We start from the raw sequence: 19919 nt of genomic DNA on the forward strand, positions 1-19919 counted from the left end.
TGTCGGCGATCACGACGAAGATGGAGTGATGGGCGACGTCCTCGAGCGGTTCGGTCCTGCCACGCAGGACTGGTTCCGCGGCGCCTTCCATGCCCCGACCGACGCGCAGACGGGCGCGTGGGAGGCGATCTCCGCCGGAAAGCACGCGCTCGTCGTCGCGCCGACCGGTTCGGGCAAGACGCTGTCGGCGTTCCTGTGGGCGATCGACCGCGTCTTCCACGACAAGGCCCCGGCATCGCCGGCTCCCGAGGGCAAGAAGAAGCGACGGGATGCTACGGCCCCCGCCACCCGGATCCTCTACATCTCCCCTCTCAAGGCGCTCGGCGTCGACGTCGAGCGCAACCTCCGGTCGCCGCTCGTCGGGATCGGGCAGTCCGCGCGGCGCCTGGGCCTCAGCGTCCCCGACGTCACCGTCGGCGTGCGGTCGGGCGACACCCCCGCGGGTGACCGGCGCAAGCTCGTGCAGACGCCGCCCGACATCCTCATCACGACCCCCGAGTCGCTGTACCTCATGCTCACGAGCCGCGCGGGCGAGACGCTGCGCGACGTCCATACCGTGATCGTCGACGAGGTGCACGCCGTCGCGGCCACGAAGCGCGGAGCGCACCTCGCGGTGAGCATGGAGCGTCTCGACGCACTGCGACGCTCGTTCGCACCCGATGCTCCGCCGGCGCAGCGCATCGGCCTATCGGCGACCGTGCGTCCGATCGACGAGGTGGCGCGGTTCCTCGGCGGTGCGGAGCCCGTCGAGATCGTGGCTCCGCGCGCGACCAAGGCCTTCGACATGAAGGTCGTCGTGCCCATCGGCGACATGCTGAACCCGCCTCCGCCGCCGAGCCCGTTCGGCTCTGACGGCGACGGCGCCTGGGCAGAGCCGGGCGCGGCGGACGAGCCGATCGACGAGGACTGGTTCGCCGACGGACAGTCCTCGGGATCAGGACCGCGCGCCTCCGGAGCCGGTGAGACGGAGATGACGGGGTCGGTCTGGCCGCACGTCGAGGAGGCGATCGTCGATCGCATCCTGCTGCACCGCTCGACCATCGTGTTCTGCAACTCCCGTCGCCTCGCCGAACGGCTGACCGGCCGGCTGAACGAGATCTACTCCGAGCGCCTCGGCCTCGACCTGCCCGATCCGACGGTGCCCGCCGCGATGATGGCGCAGGCCGGAGCGACGGCGGGGGCCGATCCCGTGCTCGCGAAGGCGCACCATGGATCGGTCTCGAAGGAGCAGCGAGCGCAGGTCGAGGAAGAGCTGAAGTCCGGCATCCTGCGCTGCGTGGTCGCGACCTCGAGTCTCGAGCTCGGCATCGACATGGGGGCGGTCGACCTCGTGATCCAGGTGGAGGCCCCGCCGAGCGCGGCTTCGGGACTCCAGCGCATCGGCCGCGCCGGTCACCAGGTCGGCGAGGTGAGCCGTGCCGCCCTGTTCCCGAAGCACCGCGGCGACGTGCTCCACACCGCGATCGTCACCGAGCGCATGCTCGCGGGTCAGATCGAGGCGATCGCGATTCCCCAGAACCCGCTCGACATCCTCGCTCAGCAGACGGTGGCCGCCGCCGCGATCGGTCCCGTCGACGTCGAGGGCTGGTACGAGACGCTCAAGCGCAGCGCACCCTTCCGTTCCCTCCCGCGATCGGCGTACGAGGCGACGCTCGACCTCATCGCCGGCAGGTTCCCGTCCGACGAGTTCGCCGAGCTGCGTCCCCGGGTCATCTGGGACCGCGACCTCGGCGTGCTGACCGGTCGCCCGGGCGCGCAGCACATCGCCGTGACGAGCGGCGGCACGATCCCCGATCGCGGCCTCTTCGGCGTCTTCATCGCGGGCGAATCCCAGAACGCCCGGGTCGGCGAGCTCGACGAGGAGATGGTCTACGAGTCGCGCGTCAACGACGTCTTCACCCTGGGCACAACGAGCTGGCGCATCGTCGAGATCACCCACGATCGCGTCAACGTGCTGCCCGCATTCGGGCAGCCCGGCAAGGTGCCGTTCTGGCACGGCGACGGCATCGGCCGTCCCGCCGAGCTCGGCGAGGCGCTCGGCAAGTTCTCGCGCGAGGTGTCGGCGGCGAAGCCCGACAAGGCCGAGTCGCGGTTGCGCGAGGCCGGCCTCGACGAGTTCGCGCAAGACAATCTGCTGGCGTATCTGGCCGAGCAGCGCGAGGCCACCGGCACACTGCCGACCGACCGCCAGCTCACTGTCGAGCGCGGCAGGGACGAGGTCGGCGACTGGCGCGTGATCCTGCACTCGCCGTACGGCATGCAGGTGCACGCGCCGTGGGCCCTCGCGGTGAACGCCCGCATCCGTGAGCGGCTCGGAGTCGACGGATCGGCGGTGGCGAGCGACGACGGGATCATCGCGCGGATTCCGGATGCTACGGCCGAGCCGCCGGGCGCGGACCTCTTCGTCTTCGATCCCGACGAGCTCGACCAGATCGTCACTGAGGAGGTCGGCGGCTCTGCACTGTTCGCCTCCCGGTTCCGCGAGTGCGCAGCGCGCGCGCTCCTGATGCCGCGGCGCAACCCGGGCAAGCGCACGCCCCTGTGGCAGCAGCGACAGCGATCGGCGCAGCTGCTCGAGGTCGCCCGGCGCTATCCGACCTTCCCGATCATCCTCGAGACGCTCCGCGAGGTCCTGCAGGACGTCTACGACGTGCCGTCGCTGCTGCGCCTCATGCGCGGGATCGGCGAGCGGCGCATCCGGCTCATCGAGACCGAGCCCGCGCAGCCCTCGCCGTTCGCCCGTGACCTCCTCTTCGGCTACGTCGGCGCGTTCATGTACGAGGGCGACTCTCCGCTCGCCGAGCGCCGTGCAGCGGCGCTCTCCGTCGACCCCGCCCTCCTCTCCGAGCTGCTCGGCAAGGTCGAGATGCGGGAGCTGCTCGATCCCGACGTGATCGCCCAGTTCGAGCGCGAGGCACAGCGCCTCGACCCCGAGCGCCGCGCGCGGGGGCTCGAGGGTGTCGCCGATCTGCTCCGCCTCCTCGGCCCGCTCGACGCGGCCGAGGTCGCCGCCCGCCTGGAATCCGCCGTCGAGGCGAACGGTGCCGGTGCTCCGAACGCGACCGAGGCCGAGGCATCCGCTCTCCTCGATGCCCTCGTCTCGGCGCGGCGCGCGATCCCGGTGACCATCGCCGGCATCACGCGCATCGCCGCGATCGAAGACGCGGGGCGGCTGCGCGATGCCCTCGGCGCACCCCTGCCGGTCGGCATCCCCACCGCGTTCCTCGAGCCTGTCGCCGACCCGCTGGGCGACCTCGTGGCCCGCTACGCACGGACGCACGGACCTTTCACGGCGGATGCCGCGGCCGACCGTCTCGGCATCGGCGTGGCCGTCGCGCGGCTGACGCTGCAGCGCCTCGAGTCGCAGGGACGCGTCACCAGCGGCTTCTTCCTTCCCGACCCTTCGACGGGCTCGGGAGCGGCGGGGGCGACGCGCGCGGATGAGACGGAGTGGTGCGACACCGAGGTGCTCCGCCGCCTTCGCATGCGCTCGCTCGCGGCGATCCGCGGCAGCGTCGAGCCGGTGCCGCAGCATGCGTACGCCCGTTTCCTCCCGGTGTGGCAGCACGTGACGCGGCCGCTCGAGGGGATCGACGGCGTCGCCGCGGTCGTCGAGCAGCTCGCGGGCGTGCCGATCCCCGCGAGCGCGTGGGAGTCGCTCGTGCTCCCCGCCCGCGTCGCGGACTACACGTCCGGCATGCTCGACGAGCTCACCGCCACCGGCGAAGTGGTGTGGTCGGGCCACGGCAGCCTTCCCGGGCGCGACGGCTGGATCGCCCTGCACCCTGCTGACGCGGTGCCGCTCACCCTGGCTCTCCCCGACGAAGCCGAAGAGGTCGCACCCGGCTCGCTCGACGCGCAGCTGCTCGCGGCGCTCGGCGGTGGCGGGGCGTACTTCGCCGCGCAGCTGCGGCAGACCACCGGCGCCGAGAACGAGCAGTCCGTCGTCGACGCGCTGTGGCGACTGACGTGGGCGGGCCTCGTGACCAACGACACCTTCGCGCCGGTCCGTGCGCTCGTGTCGGGAGGATCGCAGGCCCACCGGGTGAGCCGCCGCACACCACGCGCACGGCTCTACCGGGGTGCGGCGGTGCGAGCGGTGGCAGCATCCGTTCCCGCTCGTCCACCGGCGATCGGCGGACGGTGGTCGCTGCTGCCCGCCGCCGAACCCGACGCCGCCTTGCGGGCGACCGCGACGGCGAGCCTGCTGCTCGACCGGTACGGGGTGGTGACGCGCGGCGCGGTGCAGTCGGAGGGCGTGCCCGGCGGGTTCGCCCAGACCTATCGCGTGCTCGCGGGTTTCGAGGAAGCCGGCCACTGCCGCCGCGGCTACGTGATCGAGAAGCTCGGGGCGGCGCAGTTCGCGGCCTCGGCCACCGTCGACCGGCTGCGCGAGTTCGCCGGCCTCTCCGACCCTCCGCCGTTGCGGGCGGTGACGCTGGCGGCGACCGATCCCGCAAATCCTTACGGCGCCGCGCTCGCGTGGCCGGCGCTCGAGGGCGTCTCGCACCGCCCCGGTCGCAAGGCGGGCGCCCTCGTCGTGCTGGTCGACGGCGCGCTCACGCTGTACCTCGAGCGTGGCGGCAAGTCCGCGCTCGCGTTCACGGGCGACGAAGCGGCGCTGGCCGCGGCCACGCGCGACCTCGCGGCGACCGCTCGGGCGCGGCGCCTCGACACCCTCACCATCGAGCAGGTGAACGGCGCGTTCGTCTACGGCACCTCTGTGGGCAGGACGCTTCGCGATGCCGGCTTCGTGGAGTCGCCGCGCGGTCTCACACTGCGCCGCCTCACTGCGGGCGACGCCCTCCGACAGGCTCAGGGGCCAGGAGGCGCTCAGGGACCGGAGGACAGGACAGGCGCGCGTGCCTGAGGGCGACACTGTCTACCGCGCTGCACGGCGGCTCGACGCAGCGCTCGCGGGGACGACCGTGACGCGCTTCGAGCTGCGGGTCCCGCAGCTCGCCACCGCAGACCTGCGCGGTGAAGTGGTGCACGACGTGGTCTCGCGCGGCAAGCATCTGCTCCACCGCATCGGGTCCTGGACGCTCCACACGCACCTCAAGATGGAGGGAGAATGGCACGTCTACCGACGCGGTGAGCGCTGGCACGCTCCCGCCTTCCGTGCGCGGGCGATCATCGGGGCGACGGCACCCGACGGCGTCCAGTGGGAGACCGTCGGGTTCGACCTCGCCGACATCAAGCTCGTCCCGACGGCCGACGAGGACCAGCTCGTCGGCTATCTCGGTCCCGATCCGCTGTCCGACTCGTGGGACCCGGCGGAGGCCACCCGTCGACTGGCGGCGGACACCCGCGCGGTGCACGTCGCCGTGCAGGACCAGCGCAACATCGCGGGCTTCGGCAACGAGTACGCGAACGAGATCCTGTTCGTGCGCGGCGTCCTGCCCACGACGCCCGCGAATGAGACGGATGCTGCGGCCATCGTGGAGCTCGGAGCCCGCATGATGCGCGCGAACCGCGACCGTTCGGGGCGCACCTTCACGGGTGACGCACGCGCCGGCCGATCGACGTGGGTGTATCGGCGCGAAGGCCGCCCATGCCGCCGATGCGGCACTCTCATCCTGGGTGGCAGCCTGGGCGCCGATCCGACGCGCGAGCGCATCGTGTTCTGGTGCCCCACCTGCCAGCGCTGAGCCTCGGTCCCCCTCCCGTTGATCCCCGGTTCCAGCACGCTTTGATCACGATGCCCGGCGGACGAAATGTCGCGCGGGGGCGAGGCATCCGTGCTGCCGCGTCGTGCCACCGCGGAAACGCCGCGGTTTCCTGACCGTCACACAAGCCCGGACGATCTGTCCCACCGGACGTCCGCACCGGCCCGGATCGTCCGGTTCGGTCGCGGCTCCGTTGCGGGTGTGTGCGTCGCCATATTGAATACCCCCACACCCGATAGGCCGTGCATCGTCGCGCGGCCCGCACCAGAAGGACCCTCACGAGGTGACGATGTCCACAGGCACGGCGACCGCAGCGCAGGCTTCGGCGGAGCAGGTTCCCCCCGACGGCGACGGCGCACGCGGGGCCGTCACCCTGTCGGGGATCACGAAGTACTACGGCGAGCAGCTCGCGGTCGACGACCTGTCGCTCGAGATCCAGCCCGGCGAGTTCATCTCGCTGCTCGGGCCGTCGGGCTGCGGCAAGACCACCACGCTGCGGATGATCGCGGGATTCGAACACCCCGATGCCGGTGACATCCGCATCTCCGGCCGCTCGGTGCTCGCCGCGCCGCCGTATAAGCGCGACGTCAACACGGTCTTCCAGGCCTACGCCCTGTTCCCGCACCTGTCGGTCGCGGAGAACGTCGCCTACGGGCTGCAGCAGCGACGCACTCCGAAGAGCGAGGTGCGCGAGCGCGTCACCCAGGCGCTCGACATGGTGCAGATGCGGCAGTACGGCGACCGCAAGCCGACCCAGCTGTCGGGCGGGCAGCAGCAGCGCATCGCGCTGGCCCGCGCCCTGGTGAACCGGCCCGCGGTGCTCCTGCTCGACGAGCCGCTCGGCGCGCTGGACCGCCAGCTGCGCGAGGAGATGCAGCTCGAGCTGAAGCTGCTGCAGTCCCGCCTGGGCATCACGTTCGTCTTCGTCACGCACGACCAGGGCGAGGCCCTGTCGATGAGCGACCGCATCGCGATCATGCGCGCCGGCCGCATCGAGCAGCTCGCCGACGCCGACACCGTCTACGCGCGACCGGCCTCGGCGTATGTCGCCGCGTTCGTCGGCCAGCAGAACTTCTTCCGCGGACCGGCCGCAGAGGCCGGGGCGGCGATCACCTCGCCGCACGCGCTGGTGCGTGCGGCTTCGCCGGTGCTCACGACCACGAACCTCGGCGAGGCCGCGGTGCGGCCCGAGTTCATCCGCATCGAGAAGGCGGCCTCGGCGGGCTCCGCGACCGCAGGGCCGAGCTCTCCGGACGCGAACACGGCCCGAGGGGAGCTGATCGGGGTGTCGCACCTCGGCGACACGATGCAGTACCTGGTGCGACTCGGCGCCGACCAGAGCCTCATCGTGCGGCGGCCGACGCCGGACGCCCCGACCCTCTCGATCGGCGATCCCGTCGTCTGCACGTGGGCGGCGCATCACGTGCTGCTGTTCCCCGCCGCCGACGAAGACGCCGCGCAGCAGGGCGGCTACGTCGCACCGCCGACCGCCTGACCCGCACGACTCGACCCGCACCCGACGCACCACCGCACGACCTGCACGCCCGTCGCACGCCCGAAGCCGCAGCATCCGTCTCGGCTCCCGACCCGACTCCAGGAGTACCCGATGATCCAGCCTCGTACGCCGCTCCGCATCCTCGCCCCCGAGGGCGCGGCGCCCCTGATCGCGCGCGAGCTGTCGCGCCGCCGCTTCCTGAGCCTCGCCGCACTGGCCGGTGGCGCCACGGTGCTGGCGGCCTGCACCCCTGGCGGCAGCGGGGCGCCGGCGCCGCAGGCGACCGGCGGGGCACTCGAGGACAGCCTGTCGGTGTACACGTGGGCCGAGTACGACGCGCCCGAGGTCGTGGAGGCGTTCAGTGCCGAGCTCGGGCCGAAGGTCACGCTCGACTCGTACGGATCGAATGAGGAGCTCATCGCCAAGCTCGTCGCGGCGAAGGGCACGTCCGGCTATGACATCGTCGTGCCCACGGGCGTCTTCATCCCCCAGATGATCGAGCAGGGACTGCTGCAGAAGCTCAACAAGGACCTGCTCCCGAACATCGCGAACATGGACCCGGCCTTCCTCGGCCGCGCGTGGGATCCGAGCAACGACTACTCGATCTGCAAGGCGTGGGGCACGACGGGCTATGTCTACGACAAGACCGTGATCACCCGCGAGCTGACGACGTGGGCCGACTACTTCGACGCCGCGCAGAACGAGGCGAGCGGGAAGACCGCCATGTCGGACGATCCCGCCGGCGTCGTGGGATCGTACTTCTGGGCCAACGACGTGGACTGGAACACCGACGACGCCGACGAGCTCGAGGCGGCGCGCGCCTTCCTCGTCGAGAAGATCGCCCCGCACGTCGCGGCGTTCGACTCCTCAGCCGGGGCCAACACGATCCCCCAGGGCACTCATGCCTTGCTCATGGCGTGGAACGGCGACGCGCGGCTCGGCATCCAGGAGTCGTCCGACCCCGACCGCTGGCAGTGGGTGCTGCCCGGCCCGCAGACGGAGCTGTGGATGGACAACTGGGCGATCGCGACCGGGGCGGCGCATCCCGAGGCCGCCCACGCCTTCATCAACTTCGCGATGGCCCCCGAGAACCAGATGCTGAACCTCGAGTGGGTCGGCTACAACGTCGGCGGCAAAGACATGCAGGGCGCGGCCGAGGAGGCCGAGGTCGAGCGGCTCGACATGATCTTCTTCACCCCCGAGCAGCTCGACAGCATGCACGAGCAGGTGCTCAACGACTCGCTGAGCACTCGTGTCGAGATCTACAACGAGGTGAAGGCTGCCGCCGGTGCGTAATCGCGCCACCGGTGCGGTGGGGCCCGCGCTCGCGGTCCCCGCCTGGGCGTGGCTGCTCCTCTTCTTCGTCGCGCCGGTCGCCATGGTCGTGTGGTTCAGCTTCGGCTACAAGCCCGGCGTCTTCGGCACCCACGCCAACGACGTCCTGTCGTTCGACCGGTACGTCGAGGCCATCTCGCCGACCTTCTTCGCGACCTTCCAGAACACCCTGTGGGTGGGGATCATCGGCACGGTGCTCTGCTTCGCCATCGGGGCCCCGGTGGCGTACTGGATGGCCTTCAAAGTCAAACCCCAGCGCCGCGGCATCCTCATCGCCCTCGTCCTCGTGCCGTTCTGGACCAACTTCCTCGTCCGGACGATCGGCTGGCAGGTGATCCTCGCCCCCGAGGGGTGGCTGTCGACCGTGCTTCAGGGCATCGGCGTGCTCGACGGCCCACTCGAGCTGCTCTACACGCGCGCGGCCGTGATCATCGGCGTGGTCTACAACTACCTGCCTCTGATGGTCCTTCCGCTCTTCGTCGCATTCGACCGCGTCGGGCCGGCACTGCGCGAGGCGTCGAAGGACCTCGGAGCCGGCAAGATCGTGACCTTCTTCCGCGTCACGCTGCCGCTGTCGCAGCCGGGCATCATCGCGGGCGTGCTGCTGGTCTTCATCCCGCTGATGGGCGACTACATCACCGCCACGGTGCTGGGCGGCGCGAAGGGCAACATGGTGGGTCAGCTCGTCGCCGGACAGTTCCAGACCGCGCAGAACTGGGCGCTGGGATCCGCGATGGCGGTGCTGCTCATGCTCCTGATCATGGTGGCGATCGGGGTGTCCGCCGTGATCATCTGGCTGGTCGCGCTGCCGTTCCGCTCCCGCAACCGGCTGGTGCTCGGGCCGGCTCCCGAGACCGCGAAGACGGATGCCGCCCCCGCCGCGATCCTGGAGGCCACGACGTGACCACGCAGACCGAGACCGAGACCGAGACGATCCTGCAGGCAGAGGCGCGGGCGGCGCGCCCGGGCGCCGCGCCGCGCCGGCGGCCCCGCAGGTCGTGGTCGGACGTCGCCTTCGGCGTCTGGGGCCTCCTCGTCATGCTGTTCCTGTTCCTGCCGATCATCGTGATCGTCGTCTACTCGTTCAACACCGGCCGCCTGCTGGCGGTGTGGGACGGGTTCGGCTTCGACGCCTTCGCGTCGATCCTGGTGAAGCCGGCGATCCAGAACGCCGTGCGGGTATCGCTCATCACGGCGCTGATCGCGGCGATCATCGCGACCGTCCTGGGCACTCTCGCCGGGATCGCGATGGCGCGGCACCCCGGCAAGTGGGTGTGGTGGTTCCTGGGGCTCCTGCTGCTGGTGTCGGTCACGCCCGAGATCGTCGACGCCGTGGCACTGCTCCCCTTCATGGTCTTCCTCGGCCAGGACCTCGGCCTGTCGATGTTCAACGACGGCATCGTGCGACTGTCGGTCGGCTCGTCGCTGTTCGCGACCGCGGTCGTGTCGTACATCGTGCGCGCCCGGCTGGTGGGTCAGGACGCGCAGCTGGAGGAGGCATCCGCCGATCTCTACGCCACGCCCTTCACGACGTTCCGACGGATCACCCTCGCGCTCGCGATGCCCGCGGTGCTCGCCGGCTTCCTGCTGGCGTTCACGCTGAGTCTCGACAACACGATCGTCGCGGCCTTCGTGCAGGTGTCGGGCACGACGCCGTGGCCCGTGTACGTGCTCAGCGCGCTGCGGACCGGGCTGCGTCCCGAGATCGCGGCGGTGTCGACGATCATGCTGCTGCTGACGCTCGTCGCTCTCGCCCTCGTGGCGCTCGTGCTCAAGCGCGCGGGCGACTCCGCGACGCAGATCGCGCGCACGATGACGGGCGGCTGATGCGGTTGTGCGACCCTATGCTGTCGCGGTGACCCGACTCCTGCTCCTCATCGACATCCAGCGCGACTACTTCCCCGGCGGGCGGCACCCGCTCGTCGACCCGGACTCCGCCGCCGATGCCGCTGCGCGACTCCTCGCCGGATTCCGCACGTCGGGCGAGCGGGTCGTGCACGTCCAGCACGTGTGGGACGCACCGGACGCCGCGTTCTTCGCCCCCGGAACCCCCGGGGTGGAGTTGGATCCGCGGGTCGCACCCGACGGCGAGGAGCACGTCATCGTGAAGCACGAGCCGAACGCGTTCCTGGGGACGGGGCTCGAGTCGCTGCTGCGCGCAGCGGACGCCGACGAGATCGTCGTCGCGGGCATGATGTCCAGCATGTGCGTGGACGCCACTGTGCGTGCGGCGTCCGACCTGGGCTTCACCATCGCCGTCGCGCAGGACGCGTGCGCCGCACCCGACCTCGCCTACGACGGCCGCACGGTGCCGGGCGCCCAGGTGCACCTCGCCTTCATGGCGGCGCTCGACGGCACGTATGCCCGGGTCGCCGACGTCGATGCGCTCGTGGGGGAGCTCGTCGCCCGCTGACGCCGCGACAACCTGTCCGACCAGCCGGACAACTTCCGACACGCAAGCCCCACATCGACCCGGCGAACGGGTGAGGATGGGAGCACCACACACCGCATCGGAGTTGATAACCGTGGGCACGACCGTCTTCGAACGACAGCGGCCGGCAGCATCCGTCGTCCAGCATTCCCTCGCCGACACGAAGCACTCGGTGTTCTGGCGCGACGATCTTCCCGACAGCCTCCTTCCCGACCGGCCCGCGCTCGTCGGCACGCACCGCGCCGACCTCGTCGTCGTGGGCGGCGGATACACGGGCCTGTGGACGGCGCTCCTCGCCACCGAGCGCGACCCCGATGCGACGGTCGTGGTCGTCGAGGCGCAGCGCGTCGGCTGGGCCGCGTCGGGCCGCAACGGCGGCTTCTGCGAGGCCAGCCTCACCCACGGCCACGAGAACGGCATGGCCCGCTGGCCGAAGGAGATGCCCACGCTCGACCGGCTCGGGCACGAGAACCTCGATGCGATCGAGGCCGCCGAGGCCCGCTTCGGCATGGACTTCCAGTTCGAGCGCACCGGGCAGCTCGCTCCGGCGATCGAGCCGCACCAGGTGGAGTGGCTGAAGGAGTGGGCCGCCGAGGGCGAAGAGGGCGTGGTCTATCTCGACCGGGTCGAGGCCCAGGCATCCGTCCACTCCCCCACATACCTCGCTGCGGTGTGGGAGAAGGACGCGTGCGGCATGGTCCATCCCGCACGCATGGCCGCCGAGCTCGCTCGCGTCTGCGAAGAACGCGGCGTCGTGATCTTCGAGCGCTCCCACGTCACCGGCCTCGACACGAGCGGACAGGGCGTCGTCGTGACGACCCCCGAGGGCCGCGTCGAGGCCGCTCGCGCCGCGCTCGGCACCAATGTGTTCCCGTCGCTCATCAAGCGCAACCGGCTCATGACGGTTCCCGTGTACGACTACGTGCTCATGACGGAGCCGCTCACCGACATCCAGCTCGCATCGATCGGCTGGCAGGACCGCCAGGGCATCGGCGACATGGCGAACCAGTTCCACTACTACCGGATCACCAAGGACAACCGGATCCTCTTCGGCGGCTACGACGCGATCTACCGGTACGGCCGGAAGGTGGATCCCGAGTACGAGAATCGCCCGGAGACCTGGGCCAAGCTCGCCAGCCATTTCTTCACCACCTTCCCGCAGCTCGAGGGACTGCGCTTCACGCACCAGTGGGCGGGCGCGATCGACACCTCGACCCAGTTCACGGCGTTCTTCGGCACCGCCCGTGACCGCCGCGTCGCGTACGCCGCCGGATTCACCGGGCTCGGCGTCGGGTCGACCCGCTTCGCCGGCGAGGTCATGCTCGACCTTCTCGACGGCGTCCAGAACGAGCGCACTCAGCTCGAGATGGTGCGCAAGCGCCCGCTCCCGTTCCCTCCCGAGCCCGCGGCGTCGATGGGCATCAACGCCACCCGCTGGTCGCTGGACCGCGCCGACCACAACAAGGGCAAGCGCAACCTGCTGCTCAAGACGCTCGACGCGCTCGGTCTGGGGTTCGACTCGTGAACCCCGGAATCGTGACGGATGCCGCGTCCCTCGAGCTCGGCCTCGAGCCGCTGCCCGCCGACCAGGTCGTGCAGGGTTCCCCTGCCACGGGGTTCGCCGAACTCGGCGAGTTCGGGGGGATCGAGCTCGGCGTGTGGGAGCACACGCCAGGCGCGTCGACCGACGTCGAGGCCGACGAGGTCTTCGTCGTGCTGTCCGGCTCGGCCACCGTGTCCTTCGACGACCCGGCCCTCGAGCCGATCGAGCTCCGCGCGGGGTCGATCGCACGCCTGACAGCAGGCATGCACACGGTGTGGACGGTGCGCGAGACGCTGCGCAAGGTCTACATCGCGGGCTGACTCCGGGCTCACCACCGATCTCCGCGTCTGCGGCGCAGCCAGAGGTCGCACGGCTTCGTGGACCCGTGTCTCGCGCCATGGCAGGGCTTCACCTCGTCGGTCTTCGACCAGTAGACGTTCATCAGCACCTCGCAGTCGCAGAAGCCGCCGCCGCCCTCGAGACGACCCTCGAGGGCGACGGCACGCGGCGCCAGCGCGTCGCGGTAGGTGCGCGCCAGACGCAGCGATCCGTCGCAGGGGGCGTCGCGCAAGACGCGGTTGAGATAACACGCCAGGCATTCACCACCCCGCGGAGCGATGATCGCGACGGCGAGCTCACGGACGAACGATTCGGCTTGGATGTCGATGGCTGTTTCCATGGCGAGAGCATGACGCCGGCCTCCGACATTATGGCTACAATTTCTCCATGAGTGTGGACACAATCGGCATTCGCGAACTGCGCGACGGTCTCAGCCGGCACCTCGCCGAGGTGCGGGAGGGCGGCGAGATCATCGTCACCGACCACGGCAAGCCGATCGCACGCATCGTGCCGTTCGGCCGCGAATCGGGACTCGAGAAACTCGTCCGTGAGGGCCTTGCGCGTCGGCCGACGTCACCGCGACGCCCGCTGCCCGAGCCGATCAAGGCGAGCGGCACGGTCAGCGACCTTCTCGAGGAGAGTCGCGGAAGGTACTGAGTGCGCGCGTATTTCGATAGCTCCGCCTTCGTTCCGCTGCTCATCGACGAGCCATCGACCGGGCGATGCACCATGGCGTGGACGGCCTCTATCGAGGTCATCTCGAGCGTCGTGACGTTCGTCGAGGTACACGCAGCACTCGCCACAGCTGCTCGTTCGCGTCGGTTGGACACCAGCCAGCACCGGCGCGCGATCGCCGACTTCGAGGCGATCTGGGCAGCGGTCACGCAGGTCAGCGTGGACGATGCCGTGATCCGGCACGCCGCGACTCTGACGGCCAGTCACCGACTCCGCGGTTACGACGCACTGCAGTGTGCGACGGCGCTGGCGGCAGCGTCCGAGGATTGCCTCGCGGTGTCGGGCGATCGCGACCTGCTGCGCGCGTGGGCCGACCTCGGAATCACCACGTTCGACACGACGGGCGACTCCGACGCGTAAGTGCGCACACTCGAGTGCAGAACACGCGCGTCAGCGTCCTGCGGACCTCCGCACGAGCAGCGCCAGATGCAACGCGGTCTGGGTCTCGCCGTCGTCGAGATCGGCGCCCAGGAGCTCCTCGATGAGCGCGATGCGCTGGTAGAACACCGACCGGGACAGATGGGATGCTCCCGCCGCCGCGGTGCGATTGCCCGGGTGGGCGAGCATCGCCTCGAGGACGTCGAGCAGGTCGCCCGACCGCGAGAGGTCGTAGGCGATGAGCGGGGCGAGCATCCGTTCGCCATGCTCGAGCACGCGATGGTCATCACGCAGGGCGGTGACCAACTGCACGAGCGGACGATTCTCGGCGCGCCGCAGGTGCGGGCCGCGCCCCGAGCGCCGCCTCCGGCCGCCCGCGAGGTCGACCGCCTCGTGCACCGAGGCGAGCGCGGCATCGATGCCCTCAGCGCTGCGCCCGACCGAGACGGTGACGCGCTCGACGTCACCGGCATCGACGAGGGCACGCACGAATGCGACCACGGCGGCATCGTCGAACACGGCCTCCGGCGGCAGTGACACCAGCATCGTGGTCGCCGGCGCCACGACGCCCGCCGGTGCCGACCCCGCCAGCGCGCGCCCTCGCAGGGCGCGGGCGGCAGCATCCGCGCGCTCCACCGCGACCGGCGCGCCCGACACGACCAGACCGTAGAGCTTGGCACCGCGCAGCGGCAGGCCGGCCGCCTCGAGGCGCGCGGCGGCGCCGCCGACCCCGGCGAAGCGTCCGGCGAGCAGCCCGTCGACGAGGCGGCGCCGTCCTATGCGCGCCCATTCGTCGGCGTCGCCGTCGGCGAGACGGCCGACCGCGAGGGCGATCGCGCCTTGCTCGAGCACGGCGGTGCGTCCGGCCGCGTGCTCCGGTCCCGGCAGCGCGATGAGATTTCCCCAACGGATGCCTCGTGCCTCGACCGGGACGATCAGCCAGTCGTCCGCTCCGGCAGGGATGCCGCGCTCCCGGCGCTGCTCGGAGCGCCGGTGCGCGGAGCGCGATCGGAGCTCCCACTCGGTGAAGAGCTCCTCCTCCATCGCCAGCGGCACCTCGGCCGCGACGACCTCGTAGCCGAGGTTCTCGAGCACGATGGGCGCGCCGAGCGTCTGCGCGAGCTGGTGGACGATGAAGTCCGCAGGCGATCCGCGCAGCACCAGCGCCGTGAAGCGCTCGCGCACCTCGTCACGCGCGCGCAGCGCGTCGGTCTGCCCGGTGATGATGCGGCTGTGGACGGCCTCGGTGACCGTGACGAACTTCAGCTCCCGGTGCAGCACGACCAGGGCGAGGCCGCGCTCGCGGGCGGCCTCGACGACCACCGCGGGGACGTACCGATAGTGGGTGCCCAGCTCGAGCACGAGGCCGGAGAGCCCCGCGTCGGCGAGCTCGTCGACGAACCGGCGCAGATCCCCCGGCTCCACCGGCCACGACGAACCGGTCGACAGCAGCATCTCGCCGCCGTCCAGCAGGCGGGCGACGCCCGCACTGTCGGAGACGTGCAGCCAGCGCACGCGCGCCTCGAGCGCATCATCGCCGACGAGCACTTCGGGAACGCCCTGCGCGACCGCTTCGAGCGCGATCACTTCGCGCACGGTCGGGAGGATCTCATCTGCGGATCGATCTGCCGGACGATCCGTGTGGATCGCCCGATCTTCGCGACGGTCGGGCACCGTGGCCGCCTCTTCTTCTCTGACAGGCTGGGACCCGTCAAGCCTAGGGGATCACCACACGATCTGTCCGACACCGAGAAGGAGCCACCCATGAGCATTGCAGAGAGCGCCGTCGCGCCCGCGACCACGGACGCCGACGTCCGGGTGATTTCGCACTGGATCGATGGTGCGGAGTGTGCGTCGTCGTCGGGGCGGACCGCGTCGGTGTTCAACCCGGCGACCGGCGCTGTCAGCGCTCGGGTCGCGTTGGCGGATCAGGCGGAGATCGATCAGGCGATCGCGTCCGCCAAAGCGGGCTACCAGGTGTGGAAGGGGTACTCGATCGCGCGGCGGCAGACGGTGCTGTTCGCGTTCCGGGAGCTGCTGAACGCGCGGAAGCGGGAGTTGGCGGAGATCATCACGGCAGAGCACGGCAAGGTGCTCTCGGATGCGATGGGTGAGATCCTGCGCGGCCAGGAGGTCGTGGAGCTGGCGACCGGGTTCCCGCACCTCATCAAGGGCGCCTTCTCGGAGAACGCGTCGACGGGGATCGACGTGTACTCGTTGAAGCAGCCGCTGGGGGTGGTGGGGATCATCTCGCCGTTCAACTTCCCGGCGATGGTGCCGATGTGGTTCTTCCCGATCGCGATCGCCGCCGGCAACGCCGTGGTCCTCAAGCCCAGCGAGAAGGACCCGTCCGCGGCACTGTGGCTGGCCGAGCTGTGGAAGGAGGCGGGCCTCCCGGACGGGGTGTTCACGGTGCTGCAGGGTGACAAGCTCGCCGTCGACGGGCTGCTCACCTCCCCCGACGTCGCGTCGATCTCGTTCGTCGGGTCCACCCCGATCGCGCAGTACATCTACGAGACCGCGTCGCGTCACGGCAAGCGCGTGCAGGCGCTCGGTGGCGCGAAGAACCACATGCTCGTGCTCCCCGACGCGGACCTGGACCTGGTCGCCGACCAGGCCGTCAACGCCGGGTACGGCGCCGCCGGGGAACGCTGCATGGCCATCTCCGTCGTCCTCGCCGTCGAACCGGTCGCCGACGACCTGATCGCGAAGATCCAGGACCGCATCGCCAAGCTCAAGATCGGCAACGGGGCGGGTGTGAACGGTGTCGAACCCGACATGGGACCCCTCATCACCGACGTCCACCGCGACAAGGTGTCCTCCTATGTCGACATCGCGGAGGCGGATGGCGCGAGGATCGTGGTCGACGGCCGCGGCTACACCGTCGAGGGTCACGAGGACGGGTTCTTCTTCGGCCCCACCCTCATCGATGACATCCCCACCACCTCCCGCGCGTATCAGGAGGAGATCTTCGGCCCGGTCCTCTCCGTGGTCCGGGTGCAGTCGTACGACGAGGGACTCGACCTGATCAACTCCGGTCAGTTCGGCAACGGCACCGCGATCTTCACCAACGACGGCGGCGCGGCCCGCCGGTTCCAGAACGAGGTCGAGGTCGGCATGATCGGCATCAACGTGCCCATCCCCGTCCCCGTCGCCTACCACTCCTTCGGCGGCTGGAAGCAGTCCCTGTTCGGCGACGCGAAAGCCTACGGCGTCCACGGCTTCGACTTCTTCACCCGCGAAAAGGCCATCACCAGCCGCTGGCTCGACCCCGCCACCCACGGCGGCATCAACCTCGGCTTCCCCCAGAACAACTGACCCCACTCGCAATCAGCGTCGCCCGGAATCCCGACGCGTTTCGTCTCTGCGTTTCGACTCGCAAGCTCGCTCAACGACCACGTTCCTCGCTCGCTCAACGACCGGAGCACAATGACTGACACACTCACCCCCGCCCCCGCCGTCTACACCGATCCTGAGGCCGACGCCCGCGTTCGCGCGGACGACCGCGGCCACGTGTTCCACTCGTGGAGCGCGCAGGCGCTCATCGATCCGCTCCCCATCGCCGCGGGCGAGGGGTCGACCTTCTGGGACTACAACGGCAACGCCTACCTCGACTTCAGCTCCCAGCTGGTGAACCTCAACCTCGGGCACCAGCATCCGGATCTCGTCCGGGCGATCCAGGATCAGGCGGGTCGTCTCGCGACGATCCAGCCGTCGATGGCCAACGACGTGCGCGGCGAGCTCGCCCGCCGCATCGCCGAGGTCGCGGGCGACGGCTTCGAGAAGGTGTTCTTCACGAACGGCGGCGCCGATGCGAACGAGAACGCCGTGCGCATGGCGCGCCTCGTGACGGGCCGCCGCAAGGTGCTGTCGATGTACCGCAGCTACCACGGCAACACCACCACGGCGATCTCGCTGACCGGCGACCCGCGCCGCTGGCCCAATGAGCCGGCCGACGGCTCGACCGCGAAGTTCTTCGGTCCGTACCCGTACCGCTCCGCGTTCCACTCGTCGAGCGCCGAGGAGGAGACGCAGCGCGCGCTCGAGCACCTCGAGCAGACCATCGTGCTCGAGGGCGCCACGACGATCGCGGCGATCATCATCGAGACGATCGTGGGCACGAACGGCGTGCTGGTGCCGCCGCCGGGCTATCTCGCCGGTGTGCGCGAGCTGTGCGACCGCTACGGCATCGTCTACATCGCCGACGAGGTCATGGTGGGCTTCGGCCGCGTGGGCGAGTGGTTCGCGTTCCAGGCGTTCGACGTGAAACCCGACCTCATCACCTTCGCGAAGGGCGTGAACTCGGGCTACGTGCCGCTCGGCGGCGTCGTCATCTCCGACCGGATCGCCTCGCACTTCGACACGGTGTTCTTCCCCGGCGGGCTCACGTACTCGGGCCACCCGCTGGCGTGCGCGGCGGGCGTCGCCACGTTCGAGGTGTTCGAACGCGACGGCATCCTCGAGCGCGTGCGCGACCTCGGATCGCGCGTCGTGGAGCCGCGCCTGCGCGACCTCGCTTCGCGGCATCCATCCGTCGGCGATGTGCGGGGACTGGGCCTCTTCTGGGCGATCGAGCTCGTCAAAGACCGCGAGACCCGCGAGCAGCTCGTGCCCTTCAACGCGAGCGGGACGGATGCTGCACCCATCGCCGCGGTCGCCGCGGCGTGCAAGCGGGAAGGGGTGTGGCCCTTCACGCACTTCAACCGCGTGCACGTGGCGCCTCCGCTGGTGATCACCGAGGACGAACTGGTGCGTGGACTCGACGTCATCGACCGGGCCCTCTCGACCGCCGACGAGTACGTCACGCGCTGATCAGCACCCCTTTCCGGCCCCGCGTCCACTCCGGGCGCGGGGCCGCTGCACGCCCGTCACCGAATCGTTCCGATGCGCGGGAATGAATCACCCCTCCCCACCGTTATTCCTCTACTCAGCACCATGTGCTGCTCCAGGAGGGGACCGTGGGAAAGAACTACATCGACATCGAGAACGACCAGGGCGAGATGCTGCGTTACCGCAAGCACGTCAACGGTCGGGGCCTGATCGCGCACGGAGCGAAGGTGCACCCCAGCGCCATCGTCGAAGCGGGGGCGTATGTCGAACCGGGCGTGCAGATCGCCGCAGGCGCGCACGTCGGCCGGGGCGTATGGGTCGAGACGGATGCCGTCATCGGACCCGACGCCGAAATCGCACCGCACGCCCACATCGGGCCGCGCGCGGCCATCGGCCCGCGCGCGAAGATCGGCGTGCGCACCCAGGTCGGGCACGACGCCCGTGTCGCCGGAGGCTCGCTCATCGGCGACGACGAGACGATCGCCGACGGCGAGCGCGTCGCCACCGACAAGCGCGGACTGCGTCTGGCAGCCTGATCGTCGCGGTGGCGCGTCGGCGCCACCGCATAGGCTCGCGTCGTGCTCAGACGCGTCCTCATCGGAATCCTGCTGCTCGTCATCGCGGGCACGGCTTACTGGTGGTTCGTCGGGCGCGACGCAGGCGCCGAGGTCGCCCAGCCGGCACCGGGCATTTCCGCCACGATGCCGGCGATCCCGGCCGACGCCTTCGAGATGACCGTCGAGAGCGTCCACGACGGCGACACGCTGCGCGCTCGCGTCGCCGTCCCGAACGCCGTCGTCGGCGATCTCGAATCCACGCGCGTCCGCCTGCTGGGCATCGACACCCCCGAGATCTCCCCCGAACTCGACTGCTGGGGTGCGGAGGCGACGGCGAAGCTGACGTCACTCGTCCCGGTGGGATCGACGATCTGGGTCGCCGCCGACGTCGAGGTGCACGACCAGTACGGCAGAACGCTGCTCTACGTCTGGACGCCCGACGGCCGGTTCGTGAACGGCGAACTCGTCGCTCAGGGCGATGCGCGGGTCGAGGTCTATTCGCCCAACCGCAGCCAGGAGACCCTGCTGCGCTCACTCGAATCCTCGGCGGTCGCCGCGGCTTCCGGGCAGTGGGGCGCGTGCGGCTGAGCCGTCACGCGGGCGCTGC

At 70.4% G+C, this 19919-nt stretch carries 17 protein-coding genes; 15 read left to right on the plus strand and 2 right to left on the minus strand.

All coding sequences use genetic code 11. The features are described from left to right. Nucleotides 1-28: 28 nt before the first annotated feature. From ACFC1K_RS11295 to ACFC1K_RS11335, 9 genes are all read left to right on the plus strand, one after another. Complete coding sequence (locus tag ACFC1K_RS11295) at nt 29-4870, plus strand: DNA glycosylase AlkZ-like family protein (RefSeq protein ID WP_375871675.1); 4842 nt, start codon at nt 29-31, stop codon at nt 4868-4870. Beyond that, nucleotides 4863-5651, plus strand: a complete 789-nt coding sequence (locus tag ACFC1K_RS11300; RefSeq protein WP_375871676.1) for a DNA-formamidopyrimidine glycosylase family protein — start codon at nt 4863-4865, stop codon at nt 5649-5651. Before ACFC1K_RS11295 ends, ACFC1K_RS11300 begins: the two co-directional genes overlap by 8 nt. A 307-nt stretch (nt 5652-5958) precedes the next feature. After that, the gene (locus ACFC1K_RS11305) at nt 5959-7164 is read left to right on the plus strand and encodes an ABC transporter ATP-binding protein (protein WP_375871821.1); all 1206 of its coding nucleotides are present in this window, start codon (nt 5959-5961) and stop codon (nt 7162-7164) included. A 111-nt stretch (nt 7165-7275) separates the two neighbouring features. Beyond that, complete coding sequence (locus ACFC1K_RS11310) at nt 7276-8460, plus strand: PotD/PotF family extracellular solute-binding protein (RefSeq protein WP_375871677.1); 1185 nt, start codon at nt 7276-7278, stop codon at nt 8458-8460. After that, nucleotides 8453-9403, plus strand: a complete 951-nt coding sequence (locus tag ACFC1K_RS11315; RefSeq protein WP_375871678.1) for an ABC transporter permease — start codon at nt 8453-8455, stop codon at nt 9401-9403. The genes ACFC1K_RS11310 and ACFC1K_RS11315 overlap by 8 nt, the downstream gene beginning before the upstream one ends. Beyond that, on the plus strand, nt 9400-10326 hold the full coding sequence (locus ACFC1K_RS11320) for an ABC transporter permease (protein ID WP_375871679.1): 927 nt from the start codon (nt 9400-9402) through the stop codon (nt 10324-10326). The genes ACFC1K_RS11315 and ACFC1K_RS11320 overlap by 4 nt, the downstream gene beginning before the upstream one ends. Nucleotides 10327-10354: 28 nt before the next feature. Beyond that, entirely contained in the window at nt 10355-10912 is a 558-nt protein-coding gene (locus ACFC1K_RS11325; protein WP_375871680.1) for a cysteine hydrolase family protein, read from the plus strand. A 112-nt stretch (nt 10913-11024) separates the two neighbouring features. Continuing rightward, nucleotides 11025-12455, plus strand: a complete 1431-nt coding sequence (locus ACFC1K_RS11330) for an NAD(P)/FAD-dependent oxidoreductase (protein WP_375871681.1) — start codon at nt 11025-11027, stop codon at nt 12453-12455. After that, on the plus strand, nt 12452-12793 hold the full coding sequence (locus tag ACFC1K_RS11335; protein WP_375871682.1) for a cupin domain-containing protein: 342 nt from the start codon (nt 12452-12454) through the stop codon (nt 12791-12793). Before ACFC1K_RS11330 ends, ACFC1K_RS11335 begins: the two co-directional genes overlap by 4 nt. A gap of 8 nt (nt 12794-12801) precedes the next feature. Here the strand turns inward: ACFC1K_RS11335 and ACFC1K_RS11340 are convergent, their stop codons facing one another. Further along, complete coding sequence (locus tag ACFC1K_RS11340; protein ID WP_375871683.1) at nt 12802-13152, minus strand: DUF2695 domain-containing protein; 351 nt, start codon at nt 13150-13152, stop codon at nt 12802-12804. A 47-nt stretch (nt 13153-13199) separates the two neighbouring features. Here ACFC1K_RS11340 and ACFC1K_RS11345 point away from each other — a divergent pair, with 47 nt between their 5' ends. Both ACFC1K_RS11345 and ACFC1K_RS11350 read left to right on the plus strand, forming a co-directional pair. Further along, nucleotides 13200-13469 (plus strand): type II toxin-antitoxin system Phd/YefM family antitoxin, encoded by a 270-nt coding sequence (locus ACFC1K_RS11345; RefSeq protein WP_375871684.1) that lies wholly within the window; start codon nt 13200-13202, stop codon nt 13467-13469. Continuing rightward, complete coding sequence (locus tag ACFC1K_RS11350; RefSeq protein WP_375871685.1) at nt 13470-13907, plus strand: type II toxin-antitoxin system VapC family toxin; 438 nt, start codon at nt 13470-13472, stop codon at nt 13905-13907. It begins immediately after the preceding gene. A 30-nt stretch (nt 13908-13937) separates the two neighbouring features. Here the strand turns inward: ACFC1K_RS11350 and ACFC1K_RS11355 are convergent, their stop codons facing one another. Continuing rightward, the gene (locus ACFC1K_RS11355) at nt 13938-15521 is read right to left on the minus strand and encodes a PucR family transcriptional regulator (protein WP_310288178.1); all 1584 of its coding nucleotides are present in this window, start codon (nt 15519-15521) and stop codon (nt 13938-13940) included. 168 nt (nt 15522-15689) lie between these two features. On the opposite strand from ACFC1K_RS11355, the gene ACFC1K_RS11360 reads away from it, so the two are divergent. From ACFC1K_RS11360 to ACFC1K_RS11375, 4 genes are all read left to right on the plus strand, one after another. Then, on the plus strand, nt 15690-17243 hold the full coding sequence (locus ACFC1K_RS11360; RefSeq protein WP_375871686.1) for a CoA-acylating methylmalonate-semialdehyde dehydrogenase: 1554 nt from the start codon (nt 15690-15692) through the stop codon (nt 17241-17243). Nucleotides 17244-17354: 111 nt separating this feature from the next. After that, on the plus strand, nt 17355-18737 hold the full coding sequence (locus ACFC1K_RS11365) for an aspartate aminotransferase family protein (protein ID WP_375871687.1): 1383 nt from the start codon (nt 17355-17357) through the stop codon (nt 18735-18737). A gap of 146 nt (nt 18738-18883) precedes the next feature. Then, entirely contained in the window at nt 18884-19291 is a 408-nt protein-coding gene (locus tag ACFC1K_RS11370) for a transferase (RefSeq protein ID WP_056372272.1), read from the plus strand. Between the two features lie 42 nt (nt 19292-19333). Further along, nucleotides 19334-19900, plus strand: a complete 567-nt coding sequence (locus ACFC1K_RS11375; protein ID WP_310288169.1) for a thermonuclease family protein — start codon at nt 19334-19336, stop codon at nt 19898-19900. Nucleotides 19901-19919: the final 19 nt, after the last annotated feature.

The organism is Microbacterium sp. NPDC056057, from assembly GCF_042266945.1.
GTDB classification, from domain to species: domain Bacteria; phylum Actinomycetota; class Actinomycetes; order Actinomycetales; family Microbacteriaceae; genus Microbacterium; species Microbacterium trichothecenolyticum_C.